This window comes from Vibrio sp. ZOR0018 (assembly GCF_963865925.1).
GTDB lineage: Bacteria > Pseudomonadota > Gammaproteobacteria > Enterobacterales > Vibrionaceae > Vibrio > Vibrio anguillarum.
Genome location: NZ_CAWMCN010000103.1, coordinates 98,910 through 111,397 on the forward strand (window position 1 = coordinate 98,910; position 12,488 = coordinate 111,397).

At 42.6% G+C, this 12,488-nt stretch carries 10 protein-coding genes; 7 read left to right on the plus strand and 3 right to left on the minus strand.

Annotated elements, in window-relative coordinates:
* Positions 1-37: 37 nt before the first annotated feature.
* Positions 38-958, minus strand: a complete 921-nt coding sequence (locus AACR75_RS07665; RefSeq protein WP_017044682.1) for a precorrin-2 dehydrogenase/sirohydrochlorin ferrochelatase family protein — start codon at positions 956-958, stop codon at positions 38-40.
* 457 nt (positions 959-1,415) lie between these two features.
* Between AACR75_RS07665 and AACR75_RS07670 the strand changes: the two genes are divergently transcribed.
* The 6 genes from AACR75_RS07670 to AACR75_RS07695 all read left to right on the plus strand — a co-directional run bounded on the left by AACR75_RS07670 (position 1,416) and on the right by AACR75_RS07695 (position 6,935).
* The gene (locus tag AACR75_RS07670) at positions 1,416-2,444 is read left to right on the plus strand and encodes an amino acid ABC transporter substrate-binding protein (RefSeq protein WP_026027113.1); all 1,029 of its coding nucleotides are present in this window, start codon (positions 1,416-1,418) and stop codon (positions 2,442-2,444) included.
* Between the two features lie 69 nt (positions 2,445-2,513).
* Complete coding sequence (locus tag AACR75_RS07675) at positions 2,514-3,719, plus strand: amino acid ABC transporter permease (protein WP_047689498.1); 1,206 nt, start codon at positions 2,514-2,516, stop codon at positions 3,717-3,719.
* Between the two features lies 1 nt (position 3,720).
* Positions 3,721-4,818 carry an amino acid ABC transporter permease gene (locus AACR75_RS07680; protein WP_047689499.1) on the plus strand — a complete coding sequence of 366 codons (1,098 nt, stop codon included), beginning with the start codon at positions 3,721-3,723 and terminating at the stop codon, positions 4,816-4,818.
* A 20-nt stretch (positions 4,819-4,838) separates the two neighbouring features.
* Complete coding sequence (locus tag AACR75_RS07685) at positions 4,839-5,606, plus strand: amino acid ABC transporter ATP-binding protein (RefSeq protein WP_013856933.1); 768 nt, start codon at positions 4,839-4,841, stop codon at positions 5,604-5,606.
* A 204-nt stretch (positions 5,607-5,810) separates the two neighbouring features.
* Complete coding sequence (locus tag AACR75_RS07690; RefSeq protein ID WP_010318447.1) at positions 5,811-6,479, plus strand: Bax inhibitor-1 family protein; 669 nt, start codon at positions 5,811-5,813, stop codon at positions 6,477-6,479.
* A gap of 126 nt (positions 6,480-6,605) precedes the next feature.
* Entirely contained in the window at positions 6,606-6,935 is a 330-nt protein-coding gene (locus tag AACR75_RS07695) for a TusE/DsrC/DsvC family sulfur relay protein (protein ID WP_047689503.1), read from the plus strand.
* A 55-nt stretch (positions 6,936-6,990) separates the two neighbouring features.
* Here the strand turns inward: AACR75_RS07695 and yccX are convergent, their stop codons facing one another.
* Positions 6,991-7,269, minus strand: coding sequence for an acylphosphatase (gene yccX, locus AACR75_RS07700; RefSeq protein WP_047689506.1), 279 nt, complete (start codon positions 7,267-7,269; stop codon positions 6,991-6,993).
* A gap of 219 nt (positions 7,270-7,488) precedes the next feature.
* Here yccX and AACR75_RS07705 point away from each other — a divergent pair, with 219 nt between their 5' ends.
* Positions 7,489-8,682: a class I SAM-dependent methyltransferase gene (locus AACR75_RS07705; RefSeq protein WP_047689509.1), complete on the plus strand. Its 1,194-nt coding sequence runs from the start codon at positions 7,489-7,491 to the stop codon at positions 8,680-8,682.
* A 60-nt stretch (positions 8,683-8,742) separates the two neighbouring features.
* Here AACR75_RS07705 and AACR75_RS07710 read toward each other — a convergent pair.
* Positions 8,743-12,488 (minus strand): choice-of-anchor K domain-containing protein (locus AACR75_RS07710; RefSeq protein WP_047689518.1); only part of this gene is annotated, 3,746 nt, incomplete at its 5' end.

Genomic DNA, 12,488 nt, shown 5'->3' on the forward strand with positions numbered 1-12,488 from the left:
ACATAATCCGATAAAACAATAACCTATGGCACTATTTTTACAACATTAAGTCTTTCCCCACAAGCAAAGCGTACTCTGCTCTGTTTCTAGGTAACAAAATACATATTCTTTTGCGATCAGACTTTGCTTGCTCAAGCTTTTCTGCAAGTTGCGCGGCATTCTTAAAACTTTCCCTTTCAGCATCACGGCGAACAAGATCAATCAATTCAAAAGGAGAATGTTGTTCATAAAAAACCACCTCTGCCCTTTGCATGTAACGTAGCGCTTTAATCGGCAGCATTTCAACATCATCGCCACAGCTTATCCATGTACATTGTGCTGATTCTTCTATAGGCACTAAGAGAGCTTGTTGGTATAAACGCTCTAATTCTTCACGGCTTACTGCATTTTCTGTTTTGGAATCACTTAAAAAGGCTTCCCAAAACTTTCTTCTAGCACTGACAGAATTGAGTGATTGTTTAATTGAATTTCTCTTGGAGGCAGCGAAATCAGCAAGCAACGAGAGATTTTGCGGAAGAACCGCTTCCAATGTTTCTCGGATATTTCTCACCAACACTGGTGATGCACCACCACTGGATATTGCGATCTGAATTCGCCCACGGTTGACCATCGATGGCGTGATAAAATCACAGTATGGTTGATCATCGACAACATTGACCAAAACACCTGTCTTTCTTGCATCTTTATGCACTTGGTGGTTAAGCGACGGATTATCCGTTGTGGCCCATACCTGCCAGTATTCTTTCGTTAATAGTTCTGATGAATAAAAGTTTTGAACCCATTGGCAACGATTCTGCTCTACCAGTTCTAAAAGATAACGTTCAATTTTAGGTGACACGACGGTGACTTGAGCCCCAGCTCGAATCAATGCTTCTACTTTTCGACAGGCGACTTCGCCCCCACCCACAACCAGCACTGGTTTGCCCAATAAATTCAAAAACAGAGGAAAATACTGCATTTCATTCCATGAATAATCTAGATAACTATTCGCTTGATGCTACCAAAAATAGGGCATCTGCGACACTAATTAAATGCAGCCAAATAATTATCAACCAAATTTTCGCCATTAGACAGTTGAAAATCCTGACAACACACTAATGACACAATTGTTAATTTTACGTTAAAAGAGAAATATACTGCTTCTATTCTGTTGCCCCACTATTGAACATGGTTGCACTATTTACAATCTTGCAACATTTGTTCATTCTAGCTGCAGCTTAGGTTTGTGAATCTAATCAAAAATCTTTCAAATGACTAATTTGAGAAAATACAAATCATTACCTACGCTTATAAACGGTTGATTTGTAAATGTGCGATTGCATGCAAATACAACTTGGAAAGCTACACAACAACATTTTTAGTACGTTGTATCAGGTGTCACCTGGTTTAACATGGATCATACAGGAAGGATACAAATGGCGAATAAACTCACTGTTCTTGCTTCTGTTGTAGCAGCTTCTACTGCCATGATGGCGACGACAGCTTCAGCAGCAGATAGCACTTTAGATAAAGTACTTTCGCAAGGTTTTATTACTTGTGGTGTGAGCACTGGTCTACCAGGCTTTTCCAACCCGAACTCAAAAGGGGAATGGGAAGGCATTGATGTTGAATATTGCCAGGCACTTGCCGCAGCAGTTCTTGGTGACAAATCGAAAGTAAAATATGTTCCACTCACAGCAAAAGAACGGTTTACCGCCCTACAATCAGGTGAAATCGATGTTCTTTCGCGCAATACAACCTGGACGCTCCAACGCGACGCAGCACTCGGCCTTAATTTTGTCGGCGTAAACTATTATGACGGTCAAGGGTTCATGGTGAAAAAAGACCTAGGAGTGAAAAGTGCAAAAGAGCTTGATGGGGCATCGGTTTGTGTCCAATCCGGTACAACTACTGAGCTGAACTTGGCGGACTACTTCCGCAACACGGGCATGAAATACAAACCTGTGGTATTCGATACAGCAGCGCAAACCTCAAAAGGTTTTGACGCGGGCCGTTGCGATGCTCTAACAACCGACCAATCTGGTTTGTATGCGCTACGTTTGAACTTAACTGATCCTAACGTCGCGGTTGTATTACCTGAAATCATTTCTAAAGAACCACTTGGGCCCGTTGTTCGTCAAGATGATGACAAGTGGTTTAACGTGGCGAAATGGACTCTCAATGCGATGGTTAACGCAGAAGAGTACGGTATTACCTCAAAAAATGCAGATGAAATGCTTAAATCTAGCGATCCTAATATCAAACGCATACTTGGCCTAGACGGTCCTAAAGGTAAAGGTTTGGGCATTCGCGATGATTGGGGATACCAAATTGTAAAACAAGTCGGTAACTATGGTGAAAGTTTTGAACGCACTGTAGGTAAAGGTTCTCCACTACAAATCGCACGTGGTGCAAATGCGTTGTGGAATGCTGGCGGCTTTATGTACGCTCCACCACTTCGTTAATAGTCACACAATCCCAAATAGGCGGTTTTAACCGCCTTTTTGGAAAAATGGATTTGAGGTTATAGTTGTATGAAACCTACTAAAACTATTGCGGCTAGCTCAGGAGCTCCCTCGGCTAAAAGCGCAAATTTGTTCTACAATCCTACTTTTCGTTCAGTCGCCTTTCAAATTATTGCTGTTCTCGTTCTGGTTTTTTTCTTTTACACCATTGTGACCAATGCACTTTCTAACTTAAGCTCTCGAGGCATTGCCACGGGGTTTGACTTCCTAGATCAAGAAGCTGGCTTTGGGATTGGCCTTACTTTGATCGAATACAATGAAACCTTTAGTTATGGGCGAACTTTTATCATAGGTTTACTCAATACCGCGCTAGTTTCTTTTTTAGGCGTTGTATTTGCCACCCTTTTAGGTTTCTTTATCGGTATTTCTCGTCTCTCTTCCAACTGGTTAGTCAGTCGACTTGCTGCTGTGTATATAGAAATCTTCCGTAATATTCCTTTATTACTGCAAATTTTCTTTTGGTATTTTGCCGTGTTACAGGCTCTACCATCGCCTAGGCAAAGCATGCAGTTAGGGGATTCTATTTTTCTCAATGTACGTGGTCTGTTCTTCCCCGCTCCCATTTTCGAAAGTGGCAGCACATTTATCTTTATTGCCTTTCTTGCTGGCTTACTAACCACCTTAATTATTGGCATTTGGGCTCGAAACAAACAGCGTTTAACAGGTCAGCAGACGCCTATGGGTAGAATTGCGGCTATCTTGTGCATTCTACTTCCTGTCATTGTGTACTTTGCTATGGGCCGTCCAGTGTCAGCAGAGTATCCACAACTGCAAGGGTTCAACTTCCAAGGTGGCATCAGTATTATCCCTGAGTTAGCCGCACTGCTGATTGCACTCAGTATTTATACGGCCGCATTTATTGCCGAAATTGTCCGTTCTGGCATTAATGCGGTGAGCCATGGTCAATCCGAAGCAGCAATGTCATTAGGATTATCTCGTTCAAAAACATTAAAACTCGTGGTCATTCCTCAAGCGCTACGCATCATCATTCCACCACTCACCAGCCAATATCTGAACTTGACCAAAAACTCATCATTAGCGATGGCGATTGGCTACCCTGATTTGGTTTCTGTTTTTGCCGGCACAACGCTCAATCAAACGGGTCAAGCGATTGAAATTATTGCGATGACCATGGGTGTTTACCTCACTCTCAGTTTGACGACATCGGCATTAATGAATATCTATAACCGTAAAGTTGCTTTGGTGGAGAGATAAGATGAAAGTACATCAGTTTCAACCTAACTTGCCACCGCCAGCCAATACCGTTGGCTTCATTGGGTGGCTGCGCAAAAATCTTTTTAATAACGCACTCAATTCCATCGTTACACTGATCTTAGGGTATTTCGCCTTCTGGCTTGTTTGGCATACTGTCGATTGGGCGATTATTAATGCAGATTGGGTAGGTACACAACGTAGTGATTGCACTCGTGAGGGGGCGTGTTGGGTGTTTATTAGCGTACGCTGGGATCAGTTTATGTATGGATTTTATCCAGAAGCTGAGCTATGGCGACCTCGCCTCTTCTATTTCACTCTTGCTATTTTTAGTGCGTTGCTCGCCTATGAAAATACACCGAAAAAAACGTGGATTTGGTTGTTTTTTGTCAACATCTACCCATTTCTTATCGCGGCGTTACTCTATGGCGGCTTTTTCGGCCTAGAAATGGTTGAAACGCATAAGTGGGGAGGCTTATTAGTTACGCTGATTATTGCCTTAGTTGGGATTGTTGTCTCGTTACCGATTGGCGTTGTACTGGCGTTGGGCCGGCGTTCCGAGATGCCCATTATTCGCAGCCTATGTACCGTTTACATCGAGGTTTGGAGAGGTGTGCCACTGATTACAGTTTTGTTTATGGCATCCGTTATGCTGCCTCTGTTCCTCTCGCAAGGCTCGGAAACGGATAAATTGGTTAGAGCATTAATTGGGGTGGTCATGTTCAGTTCGGCTTATATGGCAGAAGTGGTTCGTGGTGGTTTACAAGCGATACCTAAAGGTCAATACGAAGCCGCCGATGCGTTAGGTTTAAGTTACTGGAAAAAAGTCGGTTTGATTATTTTGCCGCAAGCACTGAAGATCACGATCCCATCTATCGTTAATACCTTCATTGGCCTATTTAAAGATACCAGCTTAGTACTCATTATCGGGATGTTTGACGTGCTCGGTATTGGACAAGCTGCCAATACCGATCCGGATTGGTTAGGCTTTTCTACTGAAAGTTATATATTTGTCGCGTTAGTGTTCTGGGTGTTCTGCTTTTCTATGTCTAGATATTCGATATGGCTTGAAAACAAACTCCATACTGGTCACAAACGATAACTACAAATCAAGGACGTATTATGACGCAGCAACGCAACCTCGCACCTTCTGAAGAAATCATGATTCAGATTAATGATATGAATAAATGGTACGGTGAATTTCATGTACTAAAGAATATCAATCTTACCGTTAAAAAAGGCGAAAAGATCGTTATTTGTGGCCCTTCAGGCTCAGGAAAATCGACCATGATTCGCTGTATTAACCGCTTGGAAGAGCACCAAAAAGGACAAATCGTCGTCGCGGGAAACGAACTGACGGAAGATCTTAAAAATATCGAAGCCGTGCGACGCGAGGTCGGTATGTGCTTCCAACATTTCAATCTTTTTCCACATTTAACCGTGTTAGAAAACTGTACACTCGCTCCAATTTGGGTAAAAAAGATGCCTAAAGGAGAAGCTGAAGCGGTTGCGATGAAGTATTTGGAACGCGTAAAGATTCCTGATCAAGCCGACAAATATCCCGGTCAACTTTCTGGCGGTCAGCAGCAACGAGTTGCGATTGCACGCTCATTGTGCATGAACCCACAGATTATGTTATTTGATGAACCAACATCTGCACTTGACCCAGAAATGGTACGGGAAGTATTAGATGTTATGGTTGAACTTGCAGGAGAAGGCATGACAATGCTTTGTGTTACCCATGAGATGGGCTTTGCTAAAGAAGTGGCCGATCGCGTTATTTTCATGGATGCTGGTGAGATCATTGAAGAAAATAACCCTGTTGAATTTTTTGAAAATCCTCAATCCGATAGAACGCGCAATTTTCTCTCTCAAATTCTCCACCATTAATGGATTAACGACCAACAAAGAGAGAGGTGAACATCACCTCTCTCTTTGTTTATGAGCATAGACACATGGTGTTACACATTCTTTAACATCTAAGTGACTATTTTTATTAAAATTTACACAAAACAAATACGATACAGGGCTTGCTTTTTAGCTCATTCAGCCCCATAAATGTACAAACAAACATAAACCCTTACGAGGAAGATTATGAACAGCCCAATGTTTACTCGCTCAGCTAGCTTAGAGAGCACACTACAAACCAATAAAGTGTTGAAGAATACTTACTTCTTGCTTTCAATGACTCTTATCACTAGTGCTATTGCTGCGATGGCAACAATGGCAATGCAAATTTCACCATTCATGGCACTCGCTATGCAGTTGGGAGCAATCGGTATCCTGTTCTTCGTGATGCCTAAAGCCATTAATTCCTCTTCTGGTATAGTGTGGACATTTGTGTTCACCACATTAATGGGTGGTGCTCTGGGTCCTATGCTTAATCACTATGCTGCAATCCCGAATGGCTCTAGCATTATTGCTCAGGCACTCGGCCTTACTGGCCTTGTTTTTATGGGCTTATCAGCTTATACCATTACGACTAAAAAAGACTTTTCGTTCATGAGAAGTTTTTTAATGGCAGGCCTCATTATTGTCATCGTTGCAGCAATTATTAATATTTTTGTTGGTTCTACCGTTGGCCAACTTGCGATCAGCAGCATCGCGGCGCTCGTGTTTTCTGGTTTTATCCTATTTGACACAAGCCGTATCGTACGAGGTGAAGAGACAAACTACATTAGTGCTACCATCTCAATGTATCTAAATATTCTGAACTTGTTCACAAGCTTATTGGCTATTTTAGGCATTATGAACGACGACTAATTTACATCGACATTTTGTCCAAACGAGCCCGCAAGCCACAGCTTGCGGGCTTTTTGCTTTCTAAACAGTTGAGATCACACATTCACTACGCTACCCTAAACGCGGATTTTTAATCGAGTAATAAAGATGTTTGAATACAATGGTAAAACCGTCGAAACTGATGCTCAGGGTTACCTCCTAGACCATACCCAATGGGAAGAAGGAATGATCCAGACACTGGCCAGTCAGGAAGATATCGAGTTAACAGACGCTCATCTAGAAGTCATTTGGTTCGTGCGCCACTTTTATGAAGAGTTTAATACTTCACCCGCAGTGCGTATGTTAGTCAAAGCGATGGAAAAAGCGCATGGTCCGGAAAAAGGCAATAGTAAATATCTGTTCAAACTCTTTAAAAAAGGCCCTGCCAAACAAGCAACTAAACTTGCTGGGTTACCAAAACCTGCCAAATGCTTGTAGTGCGAAACTAAGCTCCAAGCAACTTAACCATACAAAGCACAAAGCGGTGCTACTTTTAAAGTATTTCGAATCCGCTATATTTTTCAGTATAAGAAAGAAGTGATTCACGCAACACAGACATTACTTTCGCCGTTTTGGGGCCTTGTTGAAGCCACTGATAAAACTGCTCCAAATTTTCACTATTTCCAATGGCGATGACTTCAACCTCGCCGTTATGTAAATTTTTAGCATAGCCTGTTAAGCCTAGCTTTAGTCCTTGATGAGCGGTGTGATAACGAAAACCAACCCCTTGGACCCTGCCTGCCACGATAAACTTGTCGCACTGTTGAGCCATTTGGATCCCTCTCTATGTTTAAATACTCAATCATTTATCTACTAAAATGCGTCGTTCACTATAATGAAAGAAATGACAATGGGTTAATTTGATGTACATCCCATAGACACTCTCCCCAAACAATTTCCTTTATTTACGTATGACGCTCGCTCTTTGTTTGCTTTCCATTACCTTTTCTATGAAAATACGCCCCCATTTTGAATATTCATCGAGTAATGTATGACAGCTGCAATCTATCTAGTCAAAGGCCGTGAAAAATCTTTGCGCCGTAAACATCCATGGGTCTTTTCCCGAGGGATCAGCAAGGTAGAAGGTGAGCCTAGCCTTGGAGAGACCGTCGACGTTTATACTCATGATAATCAGTGGTTAGCAAAAGCAGCCTATTCCCCTACTTCTCAAATTCGAGCTCGCGTTTGGAGCTTTGAGAAGCAGGAGATCAATGTCGATTTTTTTGTGAAACGGCTCGAAGATGCACTGTTAGTTCGCCAGGAGATTATTGAACGAGATGGTCTTACAGGCTTTAGGCTGATTGCAGCAGAATCAGATGGGTTGCCCGGTATTACTATCGATAAGTATCAAGATTATCTAGTATGCCAACTGCTTAGCGCAGGGGCTGAATACCATAAAACGAATATTGTTAAAGCGCTGACAATCGTTTTCCCAGAGTGCCATGTTTACGAACGTTCAGATGTTGCCGTTCGTAAAAAAGAAGGTTTGGAAGAGCGCATGGGCGTGCTGCATGGCGATGAGCCGCCAAAATCAGTCATTATCGAAGAAAATGGCGTAAAAATTAGCGTCGATATTGTTGGTGGACACAAAACAGGCTTTTACCTAGACCAACGTGACAGCCGCCAGAAATCAATAAAATATGTGAAGGATAAAGATGTCCTTAACTGTTTTTGTTATACCGGAGGCTTCGGTTTGTATGCTCTTAAAGGCGGTGCCAAACGTGTAATTAATGCCGACGTCTCACAACCTGCATTAGATACCGCCAAATACAATGCAGAGATCAATCAATTCGATATCTCCAAAAAACGCGCTGTATTTTTAAATGCCGATGTTTTCAAATTATTGCGAGAATACCGTGATCAAGGAACGCTGTTTGATGTGGTGATTATGGATCCACCTAAGTTCGTATCGAGTAAAAATAACCTGATCTCCGGTGCAAACGGTTATAAAGACATCAATATGTTGGCAATGCAAATTTTAAAACCCGGTGGCACTTTACTCACTTATTCATGCTCTGGCCTTATGGGCACAGATCTCTTCCAAAAAATCATTGCGGACGCGGCGCTTGATGCAGGTCGCAGCGTTAAATTTGTTGAAAGGTTCGAGCAAGCCGCTGACCACTTGACAGATTCAGCCTACCCTGAAGGGTTTTATCTAAAAGGGTTCGCTTGTAAGGTCTTGTAAGCCGTATTTATAGACAGCAAGAAAAACCGGAGCTCTTATCAAGCTCCGGTTTTCGTTATTTTAGTCCTTTAAATGGTTTAGGTTATCCATCAAGCTACTGGTGATATCCGCAGCTGACGCACCATCAAAGTCCACGGTCAATGTTTGACCCGACTTAACAATCGTTAGGTGCGATTCATGTTCATTTCCTGTAACACGAATAGATACATCGTCCACAACACCTTGATGATCTGCACTACTCAGCCCATCAAGTAATACTGTGATCTCGTCTTTGGACATGTCTTCAAACAAATCAGAGAAATCTAACGAATCCCCTTCCGAACGATGGAAGTCCGTGACGCGGTCAGTCGCGGTTTCCATCTCAACCCATTTGAATATGTCTGCGCCACTATCACCCGTTAAAATATCGTTACCAAGGCCGCCAATGAGGATGTCGTTACCTTCACCGCCTCTCAAACCATCGTTATGAGAACCACCATCAATATAATCATCACCGGTATGACCAAAAAGGATATCAGAGCCGGATTGACCAAATATTCGATCATTACCACTACCGCCATTGACAACATCAGCATTACGGCTTGCTACATCGTTTGATAATAACAATCCATCACTATCTAACATTGAATCAGCGCCAGAAAGATTGCCTGTCATTACGTGATGATTGGCAATATCAGACGCTGAAAGCTCCAAATCATCATCACTACCGTAACCATGAGATCCCGTCATTCCTGCATAAATGACGTCATTTCCAGAGCCCGTCTCAATATGATCGTTCCCCGATCCACCACTAACAGTTTGGTTTTGAGAGCCATTATTATAACCTTGCCCTACGTGAATATGGTTTTCATTGCCATGAACATCACGTACTGTACCTAGCAAATTCCCCCCAAAAGCAACATCGAATCTATCTGGGTGCTGTGAGTTTTCACCATTTCTAATAACTATCATGTCATTTAAATCATTGCCTTCAACCGTCAATGGTAAACCTACGGGTACACCATTTTTATCTACAGCGTTGACCGAAATAGTTAAAGTACTATTGGCAGCATCACCATCATTATCTCTCACGGTATAACTAAAAACTTCCTGTGCGTTGAGGGGGATCTTAGAGGCATCCTCAGTCACTTGATAAGTATAGCTACCATCAGCCATCAGAATCAGCTCGCCATACAAACCAATAACATTAGTGCCAACACCGGTATTAATACTGCTTGATGTTTCTCCATTCACACACCCTATGACAGTCAATGATCCATCGGCACCGTGCAAATCGTTATGCATTACATTACCTAAAGCACTTGGCAAATGGTAACCACTTCCTTCAACAATCTTTGCCACCAAGTCAAACTGGTTGGATGCATTTTCGTCTGTCTTTATCGAGTTGATAACATTACCGTTTTTATCAACAAAACCTAAGACTTCAACTGTATACATCTTACCTTCAAATTCAAAAGTCACAGATTGACTTTCAATAGTAATGATATCCCTTGGATCAGACTGATTATTTGGTGTTTCGTTATGGGCAAAATTCACCGTAATCGTCACAGGCGTTACTCGACCATAAGCATCGGTTACTGAAAATGTTACATCTAGTGTTGCCCCCGTAATCGAGTCATAGATAGGGTAATTATAGTGAGTAAAGGTTCCTAGTTGGACTAGCTCATTGAGAGCTATATTTCCAGCCAATCCACTATCGTTATCAATAAAACCATACCCTGATTGCCCATACCCTGCACTCGTTCCCCAGCGTACTTGGTCTAAATCAGGGTCAGCATCGCGCGAATCATAAATTGTAATATTTGAACCACCTGCGATATTGCTCCACTTAGCCGAAACACCGTTAAAATTAAATGAATCGGCTAATACATTGATTGAAGCAACATCCGCATTAGCAATAGGGGCATCATCTTCGATAACAATGGTGATTGTACTTGTGCTCGAAATACCACTTGAATTTTGTGCTTCAATGGGAATATCAATCACAAGGTCATCTTCTCCACCATTATTCGTGTGGTCGAATACAGCATGCAACTGACTAGTCACCTTGCCTTGGTTATCTACGGTAATTTCGACCACTTTATTGTCAGCAACCGTTCCAATCAGTCTCTGTTTATCCGAAGATAAGTTCCAGGTAATAGCTACACCATTAGAAGTGTAAGTACCAACCGGAATCCCCATAGAAAGCTCAGAGGTGTTCGCAATATTAAGCTGCCCTTCCACTGAGGTCTGGTTAGTCGTGTCTTGTGAACCAGTGATAGATGCGTCATCCGCAATCCCGCCTTGTAATCCTTCTTCAGAAACATTGAGCGTCAATTCACCAATAACCGGTGGAGACACAGGCTTGACCGCAAAACCAAGCACAGCACTGTCACCATCGGCATCAGTAACTTTCACTTGGAAATCAATATCTCCATCACCTAACGGCGATTGTATATTTTGATACTGGTAAAACTCCCATTTTCCCGTTGTCGGTGTAAACTCGAGTTTGAAGACTAAATGCCCTTCTGCATCTTTACCAGTAAGAGTATTTGCTCCTACTAATCCAACAGTAATGTCAGAGCCAGTAACCGTTTTGAGTGTCGCAGATTCATCCAGGCCAACTAATTGCAGTGCCCCTCGACCATCGGCCCCCCATTGCGGTTCAACGACACCAGAACCATAAGCAATTGGCTGCGGCGCATCCGAACCAAGAAACTCGATATTTTTAACGGTAAAGTCACTATTATCTTTATGATTGAACGAGTGACCATTATCAGTAGCTTTGATAACCATCGTATCAAAACCACCCTGTTGCACAGAAAAGTCTTTAGCGTAATCTCCACGGTTTTCATCAGAGGTAAAACTTTGAGTTGCAATCAGCTTTCCATCTCGCCAAAACTCAACAATCCCGCTTTCGCCCTCACCGCCAAACATTTTGCTGAACTCAATTTTCGCACCATAAGCTACCGTGTTAGGATCGAGTTTAATAACCAACTCTTCGGATGCAGAACTGCCATCTGAAAACTTACGAAAATCAACTTCATTAGCAAGGTTATGGTACGGAGAATCCTTACTACTAACGCCGATACCTTCGCTGTCACCATTAATATTTGCACTAACTAACGTGGATGATAAAGCTGAAGAGAATCCTTTTGCAGTAATAGTAAATTGACCACCGTCAATCGTAGTCCTATTACCACGGTAACTTGTTAGATCAAACTGGCCAGTTAACACATCAGGGATGTCAGTTGCTGTAGCAGCAACTGGATCCATCGCATGGTCGCTAGGTGCATCGTCTTCAATGATGATAGATAATTTGCTTTCCGTTGTGGCTTGCCCATCTGAAACAAATACGCCGAGATCTAAACTCAGTGTATCTTCTTGGGAACCATCTGGATGGTCGACAGGGTTGAGTAAAGTGGCTGTATAGTTCCACTCGCCCTTGCCACTAGCATTAGGAGCAGTAAGCTCGATTTCAATAACGGATTTAGAATCACTACCAGATGTAGAGCCTATCAGCTTGTGATTTTGAGCATCCCATTCCCAAACGACTTCCATACCTCCCGACGTGATGCCCTCCGGTCCCGAAAGAGTGATCCCTACGGAGTCGCTATCTACATAATCAATTGTGATGCTGCCAGATACCTTAATTGCGTCGCTTGTATCTGAGGATCCAATATCATCTTGAAGTCCACCAGATAAGCCTTCCTCGGAGAGAGGAGCAATGCTTGATATTGCGATGCTTGCCTTATCGTTCGCACCATTGATGGTGATGGTCACTTGTTGCTCTGTGCCGTCTTCCGATTTCACCGTGAAGGTTTCAG